The organism is Methylocapsa palsarum, from assembly GCF_900114285.1.
GTDB lineage: Bacteria > Pseudomonadota > Alphaproteobacteria > Rhizobiales > Beijerinckiaceae > Methylocapsa > Methylocapsa palsarum.
In genome coordinates this window covers 18,404-39,188 of the sequence record NZ_FOSN01000018.1, presented here as the reverse complement: position 1 = coordinate 39,188, position 20,785 = coordinate 18,404, and the positions used below count along the sequence as shown (strand labels likewise).

The 20,785-nt window shown below is 59.1% G+C and carries 20 protein-coding genes, 1 tRNA gene and 1 pseudogene; 9 read left to right on the top strand and 13 right to left on the bottom strand.

Annotation, left to right across the window (positions count from 1 at the left end; all coding sequences use genetic code 11):
- Positions 1-127: 127 nt before the first annotated feature.
- The 4 genes from dksA to BM177_RS16195 all read right to left on the bottom strand — a co-directional run bounded on the left by dksA (position 128) and on the right by BM177_RS16195 (position 3,899).
- Complete coding sequence (gene dksA, locus BM177_RS16210; protein ID WP_091685710.1) at positions 128-493, bottom strand: RNA polymerase-binding protein DksA; 366 nt, start codon at positions 491-493, stop codon at positions 128-130.
- Positions 494-833: 340 nt separating this feature from the next.
- Positions 834-2,051 (bottom strand): NADP-dependent isocitrate dehydrogenase, encoded by a 1,218-nt coding sequence (locus BM177_RS16205; RefSeq protein ID WP_091685646.1) that lies wholly within the window; start codon positions 2,049-2,051, stop codon positions 834-836.
- 120 nt (positions 2,052-2,171) lie between these two features.
- A complete protein-coding gene (locus tag BM177_RS16200; protein WP_139223675.1) occupies positions 2,172-2,927 on the bottom strand; it encodes a hypothetical protein in 756 nt (251 codons plus the stop codon).
- A gap of 222 nt (positions 2,928-3,149) precedes the next feature.
- Positions 3,150-3,899: a metallophosphoesterase family protein gene (locus BM177_RS16195; protein ID WP_244532392.1), complete on the bottom strand. Its 750-nt coding sequence runs from the start codon at positions 3,897-3,899 to the stop codon at positions 3,150-3,152.
- A 756-nt stretch (positions 3,900-4,655) separates the two neighbouring features.
- Here BM177_RS16195 and BM177_RS16190 point away from each other — a divergent pair.
- Positions 4,656-5,057 carry a DUF6197 family protein gene (locus BM177_RS16190; protein WP_139223674.1) on the top strand — a complete coding sequence of 134 codons (402 nt, stop codon included), beginning with the start codon at positions 4,656-4,658 and terminating at the stop codon, positions 5,055-5,057.
- 173 nt (positions 5,058-5,230) lie between these two features.
- Here the strand turns inward: BM177_RS16190 and BM177_RS16185 are convergent, their stop codons facing one another.
- Both BM177_RS16185 and grxC read right to left on the bottom strand, forming a co-directional pair.
- Positions 5,231-5,686, bottom strand: a complete 456-nt coding sequence (locus BM177_RS16185; RefSeq protein ID WP_091685640.1) for a DUF1178 family protein — start codon at positions 5,684-5,686, stop codon at positions 5,231-5,233.
- Positions 5,679-5,948 carry a glutaredoxin 3 gene (grxC, locus tag BM177_RS16180; protein WP_091685638.1) on the bottom strand — a complete coding sequence of 90 codons (270 nt, stop codon included), beginning with the start codon at positions 5,946-5,948 and terminating at the stop codon, positions 5,679-5,681. The genes BM177_RS16185 and grxC overlap by 8 nt, the downstream gene beginning before the upstream one ends.
- A 301-nt stretch (positions 5,949-6,249) precedes the next feature.
- On the opposite strand from grxC, the gene BM177_RS16175 reads away from it, so the two are divergent.
- Together BM177_RS16175 and BM177_RS16170 are read left to right on the top strand one after the other, a co-directional pair.
- A complete protein-coding gene (locus tag BM177_RS16175) occupies positions 6,250-6,966 on the top strand; it encodes a carbonic anhydrase (protein WP_091685635.1) in 717 nt (238 codons plus the stop codon).
- A 171-nt stretch (positions 6,967-7,137) separates the two neighbouring features.
- Complete coding sequence (locus BM177_RS16170) at positions 7,138-7,569, top strand: CBS domain-containing protein (RefSeq protein ID WP_091685632.1); 432 nt, start codon at positions 7,138-7,140, stop codon at positions 7,567-7,569.
- A 15-nt stretch (positions 7,570-7,584) separates the two neighbouring features.
- On the opposite strand, the gene BM177_RS16165 is transcribed toward BM177_RS16170, so the two are convergent.
- The 3 genes from BM177_RS16165 to folE form a co-directional block, all read right to left on the bottom strand.
- Complete coding sequence (locus tag BM177_RS16165; protein ID WP_244532391.1) at positions 7,585-8,781, bottom strand: patatin-like phospholipase family protein; 1,197 nt, start codon at positions 8,779-8,781, stop codon at positions 7,585-7,587.
- A 438-nt stretch (positions 8,782-9,219) separates the two neighbouring features.
- Positions 9,220-9,606 carry a phosphoribosyl-AMP cyclohydrolase gene (hisI, locus tag BM177_RS16160; protein WP_091685629.1) on the bottom strand — a complete coding sequence of 129 codons (387 nt, stop codon included), beginning with the start codon at positions 9,604-9,606 and terminating at the stop codon, positions 9,220-9,222.
- A gap of 19 nt (positions 9,607-9,625) precedes the next feature.
- Positions 9,626-10,264 (bottom strand): GTP cyclohydrolase I FolE, encoded by a 639-nt coding sequence (folE, locus tag BM177_RS16155; RefSeq protein ID WP_091685627.1) that lies wholly within the window; start codon positions 10,262-10,264, stop codon positions 9,626-9,628.
- A gap of 177 nt (positions 10,265-10,441) precedes the next feature.
- On the opposite strand from folE, the gene BM177_RS16150 reads away from it, so the two are divergent.
- Positions 10,442-10,888 (top strand): iron-sulfur cluster assembly scaffold protein, encoded by a 447-nt coding sequence (locus tag BM177_RS16150; protein WP_091685625.1) that lies wholly within the window; start codon positions 10,442-10,444, stop codon positions 10,886-10,888.
- Between the two features lie 20 nt (positions 10,889-10,908).
- On the opposite strand, the gene BM177_RS16145 is transcribed toward BM177_RS16150, so the two are convergent.
- Positions 10,909-11,721, bottom strand: a complete 813-nt coding sequence (locus BM177_RS16145; RefSeq protein WP_139223673.1) for a MipA/OmpV family protein — start codon at positions 11,719-11,721, stop codon at positions 10,909-10,911.
- A gap of 182 nt (positions 11,722-11,903) precedes the next feature.
- Between BM177_RS16145 and yidD the strand changes: the two genes are divergently transcribed.
- Complete coding sequence (gene yidD / locus BM177_RS16140) at positions 11,904-12,197, top strand: membrane protein insertion efficiency factor YidD (protein ID WP_091685621.1); 294 nt, start codon at positions 11,904-11,906, stop codon at positions 12,195-12,197.
- A gap of 51 nt (positions 12,198-12,248) precedes the next feature.
- On the opposite strand, the gene rlmB is transcribed toward yidD, so the two are convergent.
- Positions 12,249-13,058 carry a 23S rRNA (guanosine(2251)-2'-O)-methyltransferase RlmB gene (rlmB, locus tag BM177_RS16135; RefSeq protein ID WP_091685704.1) on the bottom strand — a complete coding sequence of 270 codons (810 nt, stop codon included), beginning with the start codon at positions 13,056-13,058 and terminating at the stop codon, positions 12,249-12,251.
- A gap of 252 nt (positions 13,059-13,310) precedes the next feature.
- On the opposite strand from rlmB, the gene BM177_RS16130 reads away from it, so the two are divergent.
- Positions 13,311-13,395 (top strand) — tRNA-Tyr (locus tag BM177_RS16130).
- 165 nt (positions 13,396-13,560) lie between these two features.
- On the opposite strand, the gene BM177_RS16125 is transcribed toward BM177_RS16130, so the two are convergent.
- Positions 13,561-15,867, bottom strand: coding sequence for a polysaccharide biosynthesis tyrosine autokinase (locus tag BM177_RS16125; protein WP_091685619.1), 2,307 nt, complete (start codon positions 15,865-15,867; stop codon positions 13,561-13,563).
- A 1,143-nt stretch (positions 15,868-17,010) separates the two neighbouring features.
- Positions 17,011-17,886: a phenylalanine 4-monooxygenase gene (gene phhA / locus BM177_RS16110; RefSeq protein ID WP_091685610.1), complete on the bottom strand. Its 876-nt coding sequence runs from the start codon at positions 17,884-17,886 to the stop codon at positions 17,011-17,013.
- Positions 17,887-18,111: 225 nt separating this feature from the next.
- Between phhA and BM177_RS20160 the strand changes: the two genes are divergently transcribed.
- The 3 genes and pseudogenes from BM177_RS20160 (at position 18,112) to BM177_RS16095 (ending at position 20,733) form a co-directional block, all read left to right on the top strand.
- Positions 18,112-18,252 carry a hypothetical protein gene (locus BM177_RS20160; protein ID WP_175492653.1) on the top strand — a complete coding sequence of 47 codons (141 nt, stop codon included), beginning with the start codon at positions 18,112-18,114 and terminating at the stop codon, positions 18,250-18,252.
- A 173-nt stretch (positions 18,253-18,425) separates the two neighbouring features.
- Positions 18,426-19,133, top strand: a pseudogene (locus BM177_RS16100) (ABC transporter substrate-binding protein); the annotation flags it as partial.
- A gap of 265 nt (positions 19,134-19,398) precedes the next feature.
- Complete coding sequence (locus tag BM177_RS16095) at positions 19,399-20,733, top strand: CmpA/NrtA family ABC transporter substrate-binding protein (RefSeq protein ID WP_091685604.1); 1,335 nt, start codon at positions 19,399-19,401, stop codon at positions 20,731-20,733.
- Positions 20,734-20,785 lie beyond the last annotated feature (52 nt).

The window sequence follows — 20,785 nt, the reverse complement described above, 5'->3', positions numbered from 1 at the left end:
TCGATGCGACGCTGCTTCAGACAATCGCAAAAATACTTATCGCAAAAATATTCATTGCGAAAATCGTGTACGGCTCAGCGTTCCCTTTCCGCCCGGCCGCGAGGCCCGGCCATGATCAAGGGGCGCTTCAATTGTCGCGGTACACACGCTCACGTTTTTCGTGGCGCTCCTGCGCTTCGACGGACAGGGTTGCGATCGGTCGCGCGTCGAGGCGCTTGAGGGAGATCGGTTCGCCCGTCTCTTCGCAATAGCCGTAGACGCCGTCATCAAGCCGCCCGAGCGCGGCGTCGATCTTTGAAATCAACTTGCGCTGCCGGTCTCGCGCGCGCAATTCGATGGCCCGGTCGGTCTCCGATGAGGCGCGATCCGCATGGTCTGGATGATTCTCGTTTTCACTTTGCAGGATCACCAGCGTTTCGCGGCTTTCCCGCAGAATGTCCTCTTTCCAGGCTATGAGTTTACGCCGGAAGTAATCTCGCTGGCGATCGTTCATAAAAGGCTCATCTTCCGATGGCCGGTAAGAGTCTTCGATCAGTTCGGCAGGCACATGCGTCTCCCCAAAACCAAATCGACGCCCTTATACCGATTGCCTCACCGATAGACAATTGCGACCGGGATGTAATCCACGGTTTGAGCGAAAGGCGGTCAGCGGCGGCCACATATCCGCGGCCGCCTCGCCTCGAAGGCGGGCGTCTTTAGAGCATATTCCGATCGGAGTGAATCAATCCAATCGACAAGATTAAGCTCAAGCTTTTGACTCTGGAGCGATTTCCGACCGATCGCATGGCTTCATGCGATCGGAAAGCGCTCTAATGGGTGGATGGGCCTCCGCGTTATTGAGCCGCCATCGCCTTTTGCAGGTTAGCGTCCACCGCGTCCAGAAATCCGGTCGTCGACAACCACTTTTGATCCGCGCCCACGAGAAGGGCGAGATCCTTGGTCATGGAGCCCGATTCGACAGTCGCGACGCAAACGCGCTCGAGGGTCTGGGCGAATTTGGCGAGCTCCAGATTGTCGTCGAGCTTGGCGCGATGGGTCAGTCCACGGGTCCAGGCGAAAATGGAGGCGATGGAATTGGTCGAGGTTTCCTTGCCCTGCTGATATTCGCGATAATGGCGAGTGACCGTGCCGTGCGCGGCCTCGGCTTCGACGGTCTTGCCGTCGGGCGTCATCAGAACCGAAGTCATGAGCCCGAGCGACCCGAACCCTTGCGCGACCGTATCCGACTGAACGTCGCCGTCATAGTTCTTGCAGGCCCAGACATAACCGCCCGACCATTTCAGGGAGGAGGCCACCATGTCGTCGATCAGGCGGTGCTGGTAGGTGATGCCGGCGGCGCCGAACGCGGCCTTGAATTCCGTTTCGTAAACTTCCTGGAAGATGTCCTTGAAGCGTCCGTCGTAGGCCTTGAGAATCGTGTTCTTGGTCGACAGATAGACCGGATATTTGTTCATCAGGCCGTAGTTCATCGATGCGCGGGCGAAATCCCGAATCGATTCGTCGAGATTGTACATGGCGAGGGCGACGCCGGCGCCGGGGTACGAGAAAATTTCCTTCTCGATGATAGCGCCGTCTTCCCCGGTGAATTTGATCGTCAGCCGTCCCTTGCCGGGAACCTTGAAGTCCGTCGCGGCGTATTGATCGCCGAACGCATGCCTGCCGATGACGATCGGGTTGGTCCAGCCCGGAACAAGGCGGGGCACGTTCTGGCAAATGATCGGTTCGCGGAAGATGACGCCGCCGAGAATGTTCCGGATCGTGCCGTTCGGAGACTTCCACATCTGCTTCAGTTTGAATTCTTCGACCCGCTGTTCGTCCGGCGTGATCGTCGCGCATTTCACGCCGACCCCGTGCCGTTTGATCGCGTAGGCGGCGTCGAAAGTGACCTGGTCCTTGGTCGCGTCGCGATTTTCGATGGAAAGGTCGTAATATTCGAGATCGACGTCGACATAGGCTTTGACGAGTTTCTCGCGGATGTGGTGCCAGATGATTCGGGTCATCTCGTCGCCATCGAGTTCGACGATCGGATTGGCGACTTTGATTTTATTCATCGTGACGGCCCCTTTTTGAATTCAATGGAAGCGGTTGCGGATTCGCGCGCGTCGGCGGCCTAGCCTTGAGTGGCCCGGAAACCGCCTACGACGCCGACCCCTATCGCAGAACGGTCAGGTTCATTTCGTTGATCCGGAGCGCAGCGATTGACCAAAAACGGGATCGACGTCCATCACGAGAGATCCGAAGATCGGCTGATTCTGCGGCGACGCGTTTCGATAAGCGGCGATGATCGGCCGTGTCAACGGCGGCCTGCCCGCGAGCAAGACGCGGATGTCGCCTTTGACGAACTCGCGAAGATCGGGATCCGAAAGCGCGCCGGATGCGGCTGCGCGCTCCAGGCGGCGGGGCGCAATGTCCACATCCGAGGGCGCCGTGAAATAGGACATTTCGAGCAAGGTGGCGACGCGCGCCGCGTCATTCGGGTCGGCGGATCCAGAGGGCAGGGCGGAGAGAAAAAGCCAGGCCCCGCCATTGATCGGCGCGAGCGCGAGCGCGGCTTCGGCATTGGCCCGCGCCCTTTGAACCCGTTCCAGCGCCGCGCCGCTCAAAGGGGCCGATCGATCGAGCCAAAGCAGGCTGGACTCCGCAAAGGCGGCGCTTGCCCACAGATCGCCGCGGATCTGCGCGGTGCGGGCCGCCCAAAGAGCTCGGGGGAAGTCAGACTCCAGAGCCATGGCGGCTTCTCGATCGGACGCAAGTCCGATGTCTCTCGGGCTCAGGATTTGCGGAACGAGATTCCAGCCCCCGCCCAGTGCGAGCAGGACCCCGAAAGCGAACAGCGCGGCGCGGAGGTTCTTGGGGGGAGCCATGAGTCCCGGCATGGCGTCGGGGGAATGGAAACTTGCGCCCTGAACAGGAATGGATGACCGCATTCTATTGCCGTGTCCCTGAATGAACCGCATGACGCCGCGTCGAGCCTTGATCCGATGGACCAAAACAATAAACAGGCCAGATCTAGAGCATATTCCGATGGGAGTGAATCCATCCCATCGACAAGACTATGCTCAAGCTTTTGACTCTGGAGCGATTTCTGATCGATTGCATGACGTCATGCGATCGGAAAGCGCTCTAGAGGCCAGCTTTAGAGGCCATCTCTAGAGGAAGGTGATTTGGTCCCTCTCCAGCCTCAAACAGGTCAGGCGGCCTGTCGCGTAGGCGCCGGTGTCGATATTGATGCGGTTTTTTCGCACCTGAGGCTCCATCACCGGCGTGTGTCCATGCACGATGACTTTTTCAAAAATTTCGTCGCTTTCCAGAAAATCATCTCTGATCCACAGCATATCTTCCTCCCGCTGGCGCGACAACGCCGATCCCGGGCGGACCCCGGCATGGACGAAAAAGAAATCGCCGCACGTCACGGACAGCGGTAGGTCCGACAAGAACTTGAGATGAGCTTTAGGCATGGCGCGCCTGAGCGCTAACGAAAGATCCTCCTGCTCCTGCGGCCTCGCGTTCATGCTCGGCTGGAGTCCATAGGAGAGGAGCGTCGTCAGGCCGCCGTATTGTCCCCAAATCCTGAGAATCTCGGGATTTTCAAAAAACTCCATCAAATAGAGTTCGTGGTTCCCTTTCAGGCACTTCGTCGGATAGGCGAGGCCCCGCTTGATCAGCAGGTCGAGAACCGCCGCGGACTCCGGCCCGCGATCGATATAATCGCCCAGAAAAATATGAATGGGATCGGCGATCGGGTTTTCGGCGAGGTCCGCGTCAATCCGCTCGAACATCTCGGCGAGCAGATCAGCCCTGCCGTGGATATCGCCGATCGCGTAAACCCTTACGCCTTTTGGAATGAAGGGGCGCGTCAGCTCGTGAGAGACGCCGGGGAGGCGCGGTTTCCAGATCAAGGCGACAACCGGGTGCCGACTTCCTGCGCTGTTCCTTGCGCCTTCACCAATCGGCAGAGCATTGGGCGGCACGCCTGTTTCAGCGTCCGCGGCCAGCGGCGCCTCTGCGCGCTGGCGGACTTGGACGCTCTGGATCAGACTCGTTTCATTGAAACATGCACATGCGTTCGTCAAGCCTTGGAACGATCATCGTCTCTCAATCTCTTGCGCGATCCCTGTCTCGACCGCGTCGTCCCGGCGGCTGGGAAAGGGCTGTGTGCGTCAACGCACATCTTGGTCCTGGTCGTGTGAATACACACAGCCCAACAAAAAAGCGCCCAGGCGAAGGCCGTCACGAGAAGGCTTTACCGTCGGCGAACCTTGCACGTTACAGTTGAATCACGCAAAGCCGCTGTCAAAAGCGAGAAATTGCGTACACTAAAAGTTGATTTTGCTGAACTTGACCGCCTCCTATCTGTACGACAACGACAGATCGGAAGTTCATCGCGCTTCCTAAGTTAAAAATAAAAGTGTTGTGAAAGTTCGGCGCTTTGACTCCGCAAATGGGTCTTTTTGTCGGATCAGTCTAAAGGTAGATCAGGGGGGCGATAACGAATAAAACATGTTCGCGAGCATCTGATTAAAACTATCCCTGATAGATTTATACTGAAAAATATTATTTATGAAAAGTTATCATGAATCAGAAAGCGGTCAGCTTCTCTGGTCCAGGCTTTGGCAATTTATCGCCCTGACGGCTCGTTTTCTACAGAGGCTGAGATGACCAACAACGAGAACATTATTAGAGTACTGATGGAAACCCGCCGGCTTCTCGAAGGCAAAGGGTGGAACAAATATACGATGGCCCGGGACACCAAGGGCCATCTGTGCAGCCCTGACAGTCAGGACGCGGCTTGCTATTGCCTGTCCGGCGCTCTCGTGAAAGCCTGGCGCACAATCGATCCGGGGAATGAGGAATTTTACTTTCCGTACTTCGAGAAAAAGATCTCTGAAGTGCTTCTCGAAAAGTATAACTATCCTTATACCTATACGCGCTGGAATGATAACGTCGCGACCTGCCGCGAGGACGTGATCAAGCTGATCCATCTGGTCATCACCTCGGTCCTTACGGATTCCGAGGTTCGTTACGCCGCCTATGAGACGAGAAAATTCGCTGCTTGAGATCGTTATTTAAACGAAAGAGAGAGCGTGTTCGACCGACGCCCGGCGGGGATTGCCCAGGGCCGATTATAAAGATGTCCCGGATCATGATGTTGCGGAAACACAAGTGCTTTCGGGCATGCCGCCTGAGGGTCTGTTGAAAAGCGCTTCCATCGCAAAGACTGGCGCAAAGACTAATGAAAATCCTCGGGGAGAGTAGGAAGCGGGAGAATCCGAATTCCATCCTCGATCAAGGCGCGAGCTTCTTCGTAACTTGCTCTTCCATGAATCGCGCGTTCGCTGACGAGGCCGTCGTGGATTTTTCGCGCTTCCCTTGGGAAGTCCGCGCCGACGTCATCGGAATGTTCGAGGATCCTCGACCGCAGTTCCTCGACGGCCGCCCGGAGGGTTCGATCGTCCTCGCCGAGCAGCGGCCCAGGCGTTGATTCGGACGAAGCCGACGGATCCTTGATCTCACCGGGGCGCGTGACGGCGATGGCCGGCGCCATGATCGCTTTCCTGACGATTGTCTCCTGGCATTCCGGACAGGAGATAAGCCCAGCTTTAGTCTGGGACTCATAGGCCGCTCCATTGCGGAACCAGCTGATAAACTCGTGTCCCTTGGCGCAGACCAGCGAGAACTTAATCATGGTCCGCGCCGACGAGCAGCACATCCAGTTTGCCGAGCCGTTCCAGTTCATAGAGTTCGTCACAGCCGCCAATGTGGCGGTCGCCAAGGAAGATTTGCGGGACTGTCGTGCTTCCGCCCGCCCGTTCGCTCATCTTCCGTCGGTCCGCGGGATCGCCGTCAACGGGAATCTCGGTGAAATCGAGGCGCTTGCGGCGCAAGAGATCCTTGGCGCTAAGGCAATATGGACAGGCGGCTGTCGTATAGATCGTGATCTTTGGCATCGGCTTTCCTTATGGAAAAGTTATATGGTGAAATGCTTTCGCCCCACAACTGGCGCGAGCGGATCAAACGTGCTTGAGGCGTCCTTGCGGAACCGCGCGCTCATGTTTGATGGACTGCGGATCAAAATTGATCCGCCAGATCAGAGAGCGGCGATTCGAGCTTTTCGCCACAAATGGAATCGTCACGGTTTAACCACTCGCAATTTTTGAACAAAAATCCCGCGAATTGACCGGCTGTGACGCCCTGTGTTCTATAGCCAGTTCCGGCGCCTTCGCCGTTTAAAGGGGTCTCAACCTAGACATGCCGGCGCCCTCAGCAAACACCTCGATCGATCTGCACCTGCCGGAGCGGCTGGTCATTGGTTACGAATCCTTTTTGACGGGCCGGTTTGCGCGCGAACAAAGCCGTTTTCACCAGCTGGCCGCGAAAGGGCAGAACCCGAGCATCATGCTGATCGGGTGCTGCGATTCGCGCGTGTCCCCCGAAGTCATCTTCGACGCGGGCCCGGGCGAGATTTTCGTTGTGAGGAATGTCGCCAATCTGGTTCCCCCCTATGCGCCCAATGATGATCTCCATGGCACATCCGCGGCCCTCGAATATGCCGTGCTTGGCCTTGGGGTCGAGCATGTCGTGGTGTTCGGGCACGCCAGTTGCGGCGGCGTGCGCGCCTTCGCGGAAAACGCGCTCGATCCGACCAAAAGGCCGCTGTCTTCGGGCGATTTCATCGGCAAGTGGATCAGCCTCATCGGCGCGGCCGCCGAGAAGATCGGGCCCACGAGCCTGCCCCTCGATGATTATTGCGAACGGCTCGCGCTTGCGTCGATTGTGCAGGGGCTGGAAAATCTGCGGAGTTTTCCGGCGATCGCCGCGCGCGAGAAACAAGGCGATCTTAGCCTTCACGGCGCCTATTTCAGCATAGCTGAAGGCAAGCTGCTGGCCCTCGACGAGGCGAACGGGCGTTTTGAAGCCGTCTCAGCCAAGGCGCATGGCGACGCTTTCGCCGAGCCGCGATTCTAGACCCCTTTACGTTCTGACAGTATCGATTTGTCCGCATCGATTTGACTGGCGGCGGTCTCGCTTGCGAAGACGCTGGAACGGGCGCATTCTTCCGCGGTTCAAGACCGCCGTCCCAGCACGGCGAACAATAAGCCTGCTAAAGCCGGCGCCCGCTTTTTTACGGAGGAACGCATGACGATTGCGCGTATTCTTGCATCCAAAGGCCGGGAGATCATCACCACTCAACCAAGCGCGACCTTGGTCCAGGCCGCCGAGAAACTGAGGTTCCACAAAATCGGCGCTGTCGTCGTCACGGATGCGCGCGGCGGCGTCGTTGGCATTCTTTCCGAGCGCGACATCATTCGCGCGATCAGCGACCACGGCGCCAGCGCGCTGAATGATCCGATCGCCGCGCACATGACCAAAAACGTCTACACCACTCACGAAGGCGAATGCGTGCGCGCCTCCGTCGAGCGGATGACCAAGGACCGTTTCCGGCATCTTCCGGTTCTCCGGGACGGCCGGCTCGTGGGTCTCGTCTCGATTGGCGACATCGTCAAATATCGTCTCGAGGAAATGGAGCACGAGCATCAGGCTTTGCGCGAATATATCGCGACGGCTTGAGGCCCAAAATATGCTCTACGACGCTTCGGCTTCGCTCAAAGGCGTCATCGCGATCTGATCGGCGATCTCGGGGATCGCGCGGCGAGTCGCCTCGCGTCCCAGTTCGATCAGTTCGTCGGCCCGGTGAAAATCGAACAGGCCGATCTTGCTGAGGCGCGTGTTGACGATCACGTCCGGCGGATCGCCCGCGAGGCGCGAGCGCGATATCCTGCCCTGCGCGATATTGAACGCGTCCATCATGGCGCTGGCGATGCCCGGCGCGCCATCCTCGCGACGTCCAAAAAGCCGCCGAAAATTGCCCCGCATTCCACCGAAAAGCCGCGCCTTCAGGGTGAGCGGGTTCGAGGGCTTTTCGGAAAGATGTTCCAGCGCCGGCTCGATTGAAAGGCGATCGTCGATGACCGACCCGCGAAATGAATTGTCGCCGATCAGGTTGATGCCGATGACCAGTTCTGCGCCGAGCGCCCGGCAAACCGTGACGGGAACGGGATTGACGAGGGCGCCGTCGAACAGCCAGCGGCCATTGATCTGAACCGGTTCGAAAATGCCCGGCAAGGCATAGGAGGCGCGGATCGCGGTCGCCGCGTCACCTTTTGTCAGCCAGATTTCATGACCGGTGCCGACCTCTGTCGCCACGGCGCCAAAACGCCGGTCAAGGTCTTCGATGCGGCGTCCCGCCAGCACCTGCTCAAGGCGATGCCGGAGCTTGCCTCCTCCGAGAAGGCCGACGCCGGAAAAAGACACGTCCATCATTCCGACGACCCGCTGCTTGGTCAGGCCAAGCGCGAAATTCGCGACATCGTCGAGGCCGCCAGCAGCGTAGCAGCCGCCCACCACGGCGCCGATAGAGGTGCCCACGACGACGTTGGGATGAATCCCGTGATCGGCGAGTTCACGCAAGACGCCGATGTGAGACCAGCCGCGCGCCGCGCCGGCCCCGAGGGCGATTCCGATCTTTAAGTTTCCGGTGCGAAGAACCGAATGAGCTTTCGCGCGGTGGCGGTGGAGATCGCTCGAGTCATGGTGCGACGTCCGAGAACTCGCCGGGTGCAACTCCTCAACCCTCGGGCGTCGTTCTTCCGACCTGGGGTCGAACGCGGGATGCAGATCTTCGTTCTTTGAATGCAAGTCCCCGACTTTCAGGTGAGAGCCACGGCGGATACGAACGACCTTCTGCGCGTCCGGACCGAAATCCTTCGCTTTCTTGAACACGTCCTACACCTCCAGACTGTCTCCCCTCCTGCGTTGACAATTCTTCAAGAACTCTCGCGTTCACGAAAATAAATTCGCGGCGGCCGTGATAGAATCGGCGATCTCAATCAAACATTAAAAGGCGGCGTCTTCATGCCTTCGAGTGTGACGCCCGCCGCCCCTTGGCCCGCCGCCGTTTCGCGTTCTGGCGCGTCTCAAACTGGCGCGTCCCAAATCAACCAGATCCGTACCCATAGAAATGGATTAAATTTTGGTGGAATCAAGGACCGCTCAGCTCAGCGCGCCGCTTGGGCGCGTCACATCGACCCGGCGCCCGCCGGCATGAGCGCCGCCACGAGAAGCATGGCGACGATGACGAACAGAAGCAGGTACGCCAGATAGACTTTTTTCATGAAATCGCTCCTTCCGCGAGCCGCGAGGCGGCGAACAAAATTGCGATCAGGCCTCGATCATCAAGCGAACATTCGGGCCGTCAGCGATGACCTTGCGGTAAAAGCACGAGCGGCGTCCGGTATGGCACGCGCCTCCGTCTCCGGCCGCCTCGACGGTCAGAAGGAGAGCATCCTGATCGCAATCGGTCCTGATTTCCTTGACGGTCTGAATTTGCCCCGACGTGTCGCCCTTGCGCCAGAGACTTTTACGTGAACGGGACCAATAATGCGCGACGCCGGTTTCAAGGGTCAGCCGCAACGCTTCAGCGTTCATATAGGCCAGCATCAGCACCTCTCCGTCGCCGGACGCCCTGGTAATGCACGTGATAAGGCCGTTTTCGTCGAATCGCGGCGTGAAATCCGCGCCTTCCTCCAATGCGTGGTTCTCGCTCATCTTTGTTTCTGTCGTCCGTTCACTTTCCGCGACGCAGCATGGACAGGAATCTGACCTGTTCGGCCGGGTCGTCACGGAAGACGCCGGTGAATTGCGAGGTGATCGTCTCGGCACCCTGCTTGCGGACTCCGCGCATGGACATACACATATGCTCGGCTTCGAGCATGACCGCGCAGCCTCGCGGCCGCAGGTGCAGATCGATCGCGCCGATGATCTGGGCGGTCAACGCCTCCTGGGTCTGCAGTCTTTTCGCGAAAACATCGACCAGCCTGGCGAGTTTGGACAGTCCGACGACGCCCTGTTCGGACGGGTAATAGGCGATATGAGCGACGCCGAAAAACGGCACGACGTGATGTTCGCAATGCGACGTGAAGGGAATGTCGCGCACGAGGACAATGTCGTCGTAGCCATGAACTTCCTCGAACATCCGCTCGAGGACGCTCGCCGCGTCTTCATGATACCCTGAGAAGAATTCCTCGAAGGCCTTGACCACGCGCTTCGGCGTATCGCGCAGACCCTCGCGGGAGGTATTGTCGCCGGTCCAGCGCAACAGCACCTCGACGGCGGCCTCCGCTTCCTCGCGGCTTGGCCGCGGCGGAGGCGATTGATCTAACTGGGGCTGAGGACGTTCGAACAAGGACTTAACCACGTCATCCATGTGGCGCCTCCTGGAGTTTGAATGAGCGTCCCTGGCCATGCTCCCGGAGGGAGAGCGCCGGACGGACGTTTGTCCGGACCAAACGATATGAAGCTCGGCCTGATTTGATCGGACGGGCCTCGAAACCTATATAGTGTGCGTGCGCCTTCACCTGAACATTTATTTTCGAGCGAGCCAATGCTGACTGACGTCTACAATCGCCGCATCTTGGAGCTTGCAGGAAACATTCCGCGGCAGGGACGGCTGGCGGAGCCAGGGGCGAGCGCGAAGGCGCATTCGAAATTATGCGGATCGACGGTGATCGTCGATCTCGTGATGCAGGACGGCAAAGTGACCGATTTCGCGCATGACGTGAAGGCCTGCGCCCTCGGTCAAGCCGCCGCGTCGATCATGGCGCGCAATGTGATCGGGGCCAGCGCCGCTGAATTGCGGGAGCTTTGCGAGGAGGTGCGGGCGATGTTGAAAGACAACGGGCCGCCGCCAGATGGAAAATGGGCGGAGGTTGGCGCGCTCGAGCCGGTCCGTGATTTCAAGTCCCGTCACGCGTCAACCCTGTTGACGTTCGAGGCCACGGTTGATTGCGTGAACCAGATCGAACTCATGGAGCGCGCCGGAGCGAGATAATCCCGGCCGAATTGGCGCCCCTAAAATCCGAGGATGCCGATCCCTTTGAAATTGAACGAATAAGCGATTATCACGCCGCCCGTGTATTCGTTGAGCGAACCAAGCCTGTTCGGGATGGGGCTGGCGGCCGCGCTGTTCATCAGCCGGTCGTAGCCGCCAAAAAGAGTGGCGCTCCAGGACGGATCGAAATCGTATTTGACTGTCGCGAGGCCGCCGAACGAGGTCACGCCGCCATAGGCCTGGTAGGGATAGACCTTGCCATTCGCGAGAGCCTCGGAGGGCGAGACCGAAAAATAGGACTGCATGAACTGGCTATTGCCAAGTGCCAGACGCGGGCCGATCGAGAAGGTGAAGGCGTCGAATTTCTGGATCGCGTCGATCGCGACATTGCCGACAAGACCATCGTGGCCATTGACGCCCTGACGCAGTTCCAGATGGGTCCGCAGATGTTCCGAAAGGTAAACATCAAGGAAGCCGCCGAGCTCCAGCGTCCAGTTGACGTTTCGCAGCCCGTAGAAATTTCCGTTGCCGTCGCTGAGGCCGCGATTTGACATGATGCGGCCGACCGGTCCCGCCTTGATCCAGCCAAAATCCAGGAGCGCGATGCCGAATCCGTCGTCCGGAGCGACAAAAGGCGCCGGTTCATTGGGTTTACGATACGCAAAATTGCCCGTCGGCCAGACCCTGACCGTCTGCGCTCCCGGAAATGACGTCACGACCTGGGGGCCAAGCCCCAGCGTCACCGTCCAGCCCTCGACAGGCGCAGGAGAAGGGGCGACATCAGCCGCGTTGGCCGCAACGGCGGACATTGCGAGAAAATTTGCGACAGCCAAGCTTTTGATCAAGGACAAAGCGGCACCTGGAGCGTTCAAGACAAATCAGCGTCCGGACTATGACCCTCTGTTTTCGATCCTGCCAGTGCATACATGCAACACCCGATGACGATCGCTTCGCCGCAACGATTGCTCCCGGTCGAAATCGCGCAATGGCCAGACGGGAAAACCGCTTGTTAAGGATGATTCGACTTTCCAGCCTCGGCCGCACGATGGCGCATCTGGCGATCCGGACCTACCAGCTGACGTTCTCATCGCTCGTCGGGTCCTATTGCCGGCATTTGCCGACCTGTTCGGCCTATATGGACGAGGCGATCGGCCGGCATGGACTTTGGACGGGCGGCGTTCTTGGGCTGAAGCGCGTCTGCCGCTGCCATCCATGGGGAACGTCCGGGTATGACCCGGTTCCGGAGGCCTTGCCTGCTAAAGATCGAGGATCGTCGCCTGCGGATCGAGGTTTTGACGAGAAGGAGTGAGTTTGGAAGGAATGAGTCTGGGAAGAAATAAGTCGTCTCGAGGCTTGCGGTCTATTGCGGCGGACGCGTCTGCAGCATCGCCAGCGCGACAGCACAGGCGTTCGACACATTGAGACTTTTGATCGCGCCCGGCATGTCCAGGCGCACGACAAGGTCGCAATTTTCGCGGGTGAGACGCCTGATCCCTTTGCCTTCGCCGCCCAACACGAGCGCGACAGGGCGGGCGATCTGAGCCTCGGTGAGGGCTACAGGGCCGGACGAGTCGAGTCCAATGCGGCAATAGCCCATTTCGCCCAGCTTTTTGAGCGTTCTGGCCAGATTGACGACGCTGACGATCGAGACATGTTCCAGCCCCCCTGACGCCGCCTTCGCCAGGACTCCCGTCATTTCCGGCGCGTGGCGGTCGGTGGTCACGAGGGCGTCCACGGCGAAGGCCGCTGCGGTGCGCAAAATCGCGCCGACATTATGCGGATCGGTGATCTGATCGAGAACGAGGATCAGGCCGCTGTTTGACGCGATTTCCGAGATGTCGAGATCAGGAAGGGGGCGGACTTCGATCATGACGCCCTGATGGACGGCGTTGGCGCCCAATCGTCGGGACAGAGTCTCGGCCTCCACGAGTTTGGGCTTGAGCGCCCTCGCCGCGATTTCCGGGCCAAGCCGTTCAGCCGCGGCAGGGGTGGCGTAGAGATCGAAAATCTCGCGACGATTGCGTCGCAAGACCTCGCGCACGGCGTGAAAACCAAACAGCACGGCGAGGCCGGCCCCCGCGCGCCGGAACGTCGTGACGGAAGCAGAGGCGTTTGCGGCCGGCGTGAAAGAGGCGTTGTCCGGCGCGACGCGGGTCCCCGGGGCTTTCACTCCGTCCTTCTGGAGCGGGGCGCGACGGGAGACGCCGTCACCCGGTTTTCGGCGTGAGCCGCCCGATTTATAGCGAGACAAAAGAAGCTGCTCCGCTGGAAGCGCGGCGGATGACGCTCCGGTTCGCAATCAGGAATTCGCGCTCCCGCAGCGCTGACGCGTCCCTTGTACCCCCTTGCGGAGATTTCCGGTTGACATGGGAAGGTCCGGTTCGCATAAGCGCTACCACGATCGCCTCTTTCAAGGGGCTTTGGGGGAGTGTCCCGAGCGGCAAAGGGGGCGGACTGTAAATCCGCTGGCTAAGCCTTCGTAGGTTCGAGTCCTACCTCCCCCACCAATGCTTCCCGATCGAGTTTCGATCAGACGCCCTGGAATGTCCATGTTCGGGCAAGGCAAGGTTCGAGCGAGACAAATCCAACCCAGGCTTGCCGCGACCCGGATTCCGCCGCTGAAAAGGACCGCCTTTTTTCAAAGGCCGTCCTGAACAAAACAGCGGCTCAGCCTATTCGACATAGCCGTATTTGGAGTAATATTTCCGGTAATAATGATTGCCGTGGTAGCGCTCGTAACGGCTCTGAGCGGACATATCCACCTTGTTCAGCACGACGCCGAGCAAGCGGTCGTACACGCTCTGGGCCTCGGAAAGCCCGCGCTCGATGACGTCGACTTTTGTTTTGCCCCATTCGACGACATAAACATAAGTGTCGATGATATGTCCTGTCGTCCGCACGTCGACGATCGGCGCCACCGGAGACAGATCGACGATGATATAATCGTACCGGGCGCGCAGGGCGTCGATCAGCTTCTTCATCGCGGCGGAAGCAAGGATCTCATTCGTATGCGGCAACCTTGAGGTTGCGCCGGCCGGAAGAAAATCAAGCTTGCCGCCGGAAACTTTGGCGATGGCCGCGTCCAGCGGAATATTGCCAATCACGACCTCTATCAGCCCGGCGGCGTCTGGACTGAAATATTTCGATAAAGACGGGCTGCGCAGGTCCGCGTCGACAAGAACGACGCTGCCGCCCGCATCCGCGATCAAATGCGCCAGATTGCTGGCGAGCGTTGATTTTCCTTCGTTCGGCAACGTCGACGTCAACCCGATGACCTTGTGGGATTTCAGGGCGCCGTTCAGGTCCGCCGCGATCTTGATCGAGCGCACGGCCTCGGCGTAACGGGAAAACGGTGCCGTCACCACATGGTTGTAATAGTCGAACGGCGCGACGCCCTGATCAAAATCGCCGTCAAACTCGTTTCCTGATCCTGCCCCTGATCCTGCGAGTTGCGGCGAAGCTGAGGCGAACGCTCCCTTCGGCGGCTTCAGGGACGGAGCCATCGCGAGACAATTCACATGCAGGATGTCTTCGACCTGGTCTGAGGTTCGCAGGACGCCGTCAGACGCCTCGCGCAGATAGGCGACCGCAAAACCCAGCGCGCCGCCCCCGAAAATCGCCATCAGCAATGTCGTCATCGTTTTGGGCGAACTCTTCCTGTCCGGCGGGACTGCGGGGCTGATCAATCTCGTTTCGGAGATCGGAGCCGAATCCTGCTGCTGAACGGTCTCCATGTAGCGGGCCAGAAAATTGTCGTAGAGCGTGCGCGCCGTGTCCGCGCTGCTTTTGAGCTCGCGCAGCTGAATCTGCGCCTGACCGGAGGTGTTGGCGTCGGTCACGACATTCGCGAGGCTGCCCTTCAGACTGTTCTCCCGCGTCAGCGCGATCTCATAATCGCTCTTGAAACTGCCGGCGATCTTGCGCATCTCATCGCTGATGCTGCGTCGCAACTCCTGCATCTGGGTGCGCAGATTGATGGTCGCCAGATGGTTTGGGCCATAGCGCTGCGAAAAAATCGATTCGCGCTGGGCGAGTTCAAGGTATTGCTGACGCAACTTGATAATGACTTCGCTCTTGAGCGCATCGGCCACCGAAGCGTCTGGCACCTCCTGGCTCATCACGGCGAGGATCCGGTCCAGCCGCGCCTTCGCCTCTGCGGTTGCGGCCCTTGCGATGATGAGCTGGCTGCTGACCTCGCCGAGCTGCTGGTCGTTGATCAGCCTGCCGCTGGGATCGACGCTGACGAGGTTATGTTTTTCTTTGAAATCCGCTACGGCGCGTTCGGCTGCGGAAGCCTGTCCGCGCAGTTCGGTGACGCGCTCCATCAACCAGTCGCCGGCGCGCCGCGCGGCCTGATATTTTGAGTCGAATTGATCGTCGACATAGGCGGCGACGATCGCATTAACGACTTTCGCCGCCGTTTCAGGGTTTTGCGAGGTGAATCCGATCTCGATGACATAAGTCAAACCCTCGCGGGTGACCGTTCGCTGGCCGTTGAAATATTGCAGCGCAGACTGTTCGAGATCAAACTCGGTCGGTGGGGCGCCGGCGCCGAGGACAAATCGCAAGATTCGGCTTATAATCCCTTTGCCCGGACCCACGAATTCCGGATCCTCGGTCAGCTTGAGTTTGCGGATGACCGCAAGGCCGATGTTGTCCGACTTCAACACCTCGACCTGCGTTTGAACGGTTGACGCGTCGATCTGGAGGTCGCCAAGAACTGATTGATTCTGCGCGCCCATTTGCAGAATCTGCACCTTGCGCGTATCGATCACCATTGCTCCTTCCGCGGTGAACATGGGCGGCGTATTGAAGAGATAGAGCAGGGCGAGAGCCAGGCTGCACAGCATGATGACCGAGACGATCGGGAGCTGCCGCCGAAGCGTTTTAATGGCGAAGTTGACGCCCTCAAAAAGCGGCGCCGCCATCTTTCCGGAATTGGGGTTCGAGAGCGGCGGTCGCTTATTGATTTGCAGCATCTTTGTTCACTCTCAGTCGTAAAATCTGATGTTGCGTTGCAATAACATATTCGGAAAAGGAATTCACCTGTTTCCCGGTCCAAATGCTTGGCGCCCTTGACCTCGGTTCGCTTAAGGAGGCCGGTTCTTGCCGGGATAAAGGCTGATGTTCCCGCCGAAGCTCAAAACGCGCAAACTTAAAGAGGCATCGCAAAAGGCGGACTGCGTCAAATCGAACGCACCGGATTTCCAATTAGCAGATTATGGCGAAAAAGACAATTATGATGAATAGAAACAGTCTTTATTTCTTTGACGCCAATAACAACACCCGAATCTTCTCGCTAAAATGCTATGATCACTTTGGCTTGCGCTAGAGCGCTTTCGATCGCATGAAGTCATGCGATCGATCAGAAATCGCTCCAGAGTCAAAAGCTCGAGCATAGTCTTGTCGATGGGATTGATTCAATCCGATCGGAATATGCTCCAGGGTAAAATTGTCGCTTTTCGCGATGTGAGCAACTTAATTTTTTGCAAGGTTTTCGCTTCGATCCATTTTTCGCCGAAGGAAAACGCTAGAGTAAATTTCGATCAGGCGGGTTCGTTCTGACCGATCTGAATAGGACTCAAGCTTATGAATCTGGGGCGATTCCGCGTTCAGAGCGAACGCGCGGGAACGCATCTATACTTTAAGGGCCAATTATACTTGAGTGAGGCTAGCGTCCGCGCGAATCAAAACAGCCATCTGGACCGATTCGAATCCGGCGATTCGAATACAAGGTCGACTTCGTCCCGGACGCTCGGAAGAAGCGACGGCCGCCGTCAATAACGCGCGCTCACCGGCGCATCGCAAATCCAGGTCTCCATCAGTTTGGGACCGTCGGGCGTATCCACCGGACGAATCTCGTAACATTCGGACGGAGCTCGGTGATAAACAAAGCCATATGGATAGGGGCGGCCAAAAAACGGCATTCCTTCCACGCTCCCCAGCGAGTTAGCGCTCGCCGCAGAGGCGAAACAAAGCGCTCCCGCAAAGGCCCCAAGAAGCCCAGCGATAATTTTTCCTGGGATCATGACCGATCTCCGATGACAGCCTAATCGTGGATTTATGCCACGAACGAGGGAAAGGAGCAAGCGGATCGGCTCAAGCTTCGGTTGGGGGCGTGTTCAATCGGCGCAGCGCGGGCCAAACAGCGCGTCGCCGGGTTCGATCGCCTGAATCTCTATATCCGAGAGCCCGGCCAGGCGCTCGTATAAGGGCAGAAAATCGGTATTGAGAGTGGACTCAAGCAGGCTGCGCAGCGAGGAAATCACGAAATAGACCTGCTGGAGGTCGTCGATCCGGTAAGGCGTGCGCATGACCCGCTCGAGCTCGAAGCCGATGCGATGGGGCGCCGGCGACTCGATCGCGTAGATCGTTTCGGCCTTTGAAGACAGGATGCCCGCGCCATAGACGCGCAGGCCCGATGGCGTTTGGACAAGCCCGAATTCAACGGTGTACCAGTAAAGCCGCGCCAAGTTGTGCAGCCGCCGCATCCTTGCGGCGCGAAGGCCGCCTTTCCCGTAAGCCTGGAGGTAATCGGCGAATACGGGGTCGGCGAGGAGGGGAACGTGCCCGAAGACATCGTGAAAGACATCCGGCTCCTGGAGATAATCGAGTTGATCGGCGCCGCGGATGAAGGTGCTCGCCGGAAAGCGCCGGTTGGCCAGATGTTCGAAAAAAACCTCGTCAGGAACGAGACCGGGGACAGCGGCGACGCGCCAGCCCGTCAGGGCGGCGAGGCGCGCGTTCAATCGCTCGAAATCAGGAATTCCGGCTCCGTGAAGGTCAAGCGCGTCGAGGCCGCGCAAAAATTCGTCGCAAGCGCGTCCGGGGAGAAGATCAGCCTGGCGCTCGTAAAGAGTTGTCCAGGTCTGATGCTCGACGTCGGAATACGCGTCAAAGCGCTGAGGGACGGTCCAGTCCGCGTTCCTGTACGAAGCATCCCCGCCGGGAGGAAAGCCCCTGCCTGGGACTTGCTTTGCGTGATGAAGACTATCCATATTCGTGCCCCTTGAGGCGGATGGTTAGTCGAGAGGTGCTCGGTCGTAGGTCAAAGACTTCGCCGTGACGCGAAAGAGTTCGAATCGCCGCGACAGTCTGGATCAGATCGAGAAAAGTCCGTCCATGACGGAGATCGCCACTGCCATCGGAGGCCGGCGCGTCATCGCCCGACGAGAGAAGAGATGGCGACGATGGCGACGGCCGCCAAGAGGCCAGGAGCAATCATGTTCATTACCTCTCCTTGCAAGGACGCCAGTCTCCTGGCCGAAAGCAGCGCTGAAACTCCCGTTTGCGTCGAAAAATCGATCCTCTATGCTGGATGCGCAATCGGCATCCTCAACGCCCGACCTGTTTCAGAGATCTGATGAGCAATTGGCGTTCCGATGTGTCGATGAATTCAAGAAAATGCGTTTGGTTCCGCTGCCCGGGGCGACGCCGATGAGGGCGTTCGCCGCGTGAGAGTTGGACGTCTAATCTCGAAGGAACGGCGGCGCCGAAACGCCGATTAGCGAATGAACTCCGGCTTTCTCATTGCGGTCGTCGACAAAAACCCGGTCCGCCCCTCACGCTCGCGCATGTGTTTCCGTTTTCGAGCCACCATTATCAATTGCGGCTGTGGCTCGCGGCGGGCGGCATCGATCCCGACGCGGATTTGCGGCTGATGGTGACGCCGCCGCCTTTCATGGCGGCGAGCCTCGCGAACGGGTCGATCGACGGGTTTTGCGTCGGCGCTCCCTGGAATTCTGTCGCGGCGCAGGCGGGGGCCGGACGAATCCTTCACGCCTCCCGCGAGATCGTCGCAAATTGTCCCGAGAAGGTGCTGGCGCTCCGGGCCGGTTTCGCCCTCGCCAACCGGCCATGCGTCAGCGCCCTTTCAGCCGCGATCCGCGAGGCCGCTGACTGGAGCGCCGACCCCGCGCATCTCGATGCGCTGGTCGAGCTTCTCGTCAAGGCCGCAATCACCCAGCAAGAATGGGCGCGCATTTCCGCCGCGCTGCTGCGGGATATCCTGGCGCCACGGTCCGGCGCTTCGCCGCTGGCGACGCTGCGGCTCGACCGGGAGGCGACGCGGGCGAATCGCGACCACGCGCGTTGGCTGTTCCGGCAAATGGTCGATGCCCACCAGGTAGTCAGTTTACCCGAAAACGAAGCAATTGCCCTTTCAGTGTACCGTCCTGACCTTGGAGACGCGCCCGCTGGGCCGAGCGTCCTCCCCTTGGATCTTGACCTTTCTCCCGGCCCCTGACTTCGCGTCGTCCGCGAGGCCGCGCCGTCGTCTCTCGCTATAATCCGGCAGCTTGGGCGCGTTTTGGGCGCGTTCCTGTACGGAGCTCGGACGTGGCGCGCGTGGGCGGATTCAGCCTTCTTCGGGCCCTTGGTTCGCCAGCGGCATAAAATTCGCTTTGAGTGATATGGGTCCAATGAAGGGCCCGTGATCAGCAACGCCGCTGTCCACCCGCGCTTGACCGAGCGTCGGCGGTCAGCGGCTTTTTTTTGAGCGGAGCTCCAGAATGTCAGACAAGGCCGCAGATCAGAAGGCGTCCTCGCCGTTGACCGCGCAGGCGACGCGGCGAGCCGCCCTCGGCTCCGCCGCCAAAGCGATGGCGGGACTTGCTGTCTATTCGGCGCAAAGCGCGTTTCCGGGCGGCGTCTTCGCGGCCGCCGACGGCCCCGAAATCAGCAAGGTTGTTCTCGGCTATATCGCGCTCACCGATTCCGCGCCGCTGATCATCGCCAAGGAAAAAGGGTTTTTTGAAAAATTCGGTCTGAAGGACGCCGAGGTCGCGAAGCAGGCGTCCTGGGGCGCGACCCGCGACAACATCGTCCTCGGGTCGGAGGCGAATGGAATCGACGGGGCGCATATCCTGTCGCCGATGCCTTATCTCATCTCGGCGGGCAAGGTCACCCAGAACAACCAGCCGACGCCGATGTATATATTGGCGCGGCTCAACTACGACAGTCAGGCGATCTCCGTCGCCAACGAATATAAAGACATCAAGGTCGGCCTCAATTCGGCTCCGCTGAAAGCCGCGTTCGCCGCGAAAAAAGCCGCCGGCAAGGAGGTGAAGGTCGCGATGACTTTCCCCGGCGGAACCCACGATCTCTGGCTCCGGTACTGGCTCGCGGCCGGCGGCATCGATCCCGATACGGATGTATCGACCATCGTCGTGCCGCCGCCGCAGATGGTGGCGAACATGAAGGTCGGCAACATGGACGCGTTCTGCGTCGGCGAGCCTTGGAACGAGCAGCTCGTCAATCAGGGAATCGGCTTCACGGCGTGCACGACCAGCGAAATTTGGAAAAACCATCCCGAGAAAGCGCTCGGCCTGCGCGCCGCCTGGGTCGACAAATACCCGAAGGCCGCCAAAGCCGTTTTGATGGCCGTGATGGAAGGCCAGCAATGGTGCGACAAGATGGAGAACAAGGCGGAAATGGCTGACATTCTGGGCCGCCGCCAATGGTTCAATGTGCCGCCCGCCGACGTCCTCGGCCGTCTCAAGGGCGACATCAATTACGGCAATGGCCGGGTCGCCAAAAACACCGGTCTGCAGATGAAATTCTGGGCTGGCGGCGTCTCCTATCCGTTCAAGAGCCACGATTCCTGGTTCGTCGCCGAGGACATCCGCTGGGGCAAATATGCGCCTTCGACCGACATCAAGGCGATGGTCGACAAGGTGAACCGCGAGGATCTGTGGCGCGAGGCCGCGAAGACCCTTGGCGTCGCGGGCAAGGACGTCCCCGCCACGTCCTCGAGAGGCAAGGAAACCTTCTTCGACGGCAAGGTTTTCGACCCCGCCAATCCATCCGCCTATCTCGCAAGCCTTGCGATCAAGCGCGTCGCTTGAATGAACGGCGAGTCGCAGGCCGCCAGAACCGACATTTTGTTTCGAAAGGAAG

Bases quoted from the DNA above. Each gene is read 5' to 3' on its own strand.
- BM177_RS16175 (WP_091685635.1), top strand. From the start codon at position 6,250: ATGCCGGCGCCCTCAGCAAACACCTCGATCGATCTGCACCTGCCGGAG.
- BM177_RS16200 (WP_139223675.1), bottom strand. From the start codon at position 2,927: ATGCGGTCATCCATTCCTGTTCAGGGCGCAAGTTTCCATTCCCCCGAC.
- folE (WP_091685627.1), bottom strand. From the start codon at position 10,264: ATGGATGACGTGGTTAAGTCCTTGTTCGAACGTCCTCAGCCCCAGTTA.
- BM177_RS16125 (WP_091685619.1), bottom strand. From the start codon at position 15,867: ATGCTGCAAATCAATAAGCGACCGCCGCTCTCGAACCCCAATTCCGGA.
- yidD (WP_091685621.1), top strand. From the start codon at position 11,904: ATGATTCGACTTTCCAGCCTCGGCCGCACGATGGCGCATCTGGCGATC.
- grxC (WP_091685638.1), bottom strand. From the start codon at position 5,948: ATGCCAAAGATCACGATCTATACGACAGCCGCCTGTCCATATTGCCTT.
- BM177_RS16205 (WP_091685646.1), bottom strand. From the start codon at position 2,051: ATGAATAAAATCAAAGTCGCCAATCCGATCGTCGAACTCGATGGCGAC.
- BM177_RS16095 (WP_091685604.1), top strand. From the start codon at position 19,399: ATGTCAGACAAGGCCGCAGATCAGAAGGCGTCCTCGCCGTTGACCGCG.
- BM177_RS16150 (WP_091685625.1), top strand. From the start codon at position 10,442: ATGCTGACTGACGTCTACAATCGCCGCATCTTGGAGCTTGCAGGAAAC.
- BM177_RS16185 (WP_091685640.1), bottom strand. From the start codon at position 5,686: ATGATTAAGTTCTCGCTGGTCTGCGCCAAGGGACACGAGTTTATCAGC.
- phhA (WP_091685610.1), bottom strand. From the start codon at position 17,886: ATGGATAGTCTTCATCACGCAAAGCAAGTCCCAGGCAGGGGCTTTCCT.
- BM177_RS16190 (WP_139223674.1), top strand. From the start codon at position 4,656: ATGACCAACAACGAGAACATTATTAGAGTACTGATGGAAACCCGCCGG.
- BM177_RS16170 (WP_091685632.1), top strand. From the start codon at position 7,138: ATGACGATTGCGCGTATTCTTGCATCCAAAGGCCGGGAGATCATCACC.
- BM177_RS20160 (WP_175492653.1), top strand. From the start codon at position 18,112: ATGTTCATTACCTCTCCTTGCAAGGACGCCAGTCTCCTGGCCGAAAGC.
- hisI (WP_091685629.1), bottom strand. From the start codon at position 9,606: ATGAGCGAGAACCACGCATTGGAGGAAGGCGCGGATTTCACGCCGCGA.
- dksA (WP_091685710.1), bottom strand. From the start codon at position 493: ATGAACGATCGCCAGCGAGATTACTTCCGGCGTAAACTCATAGCCTGG.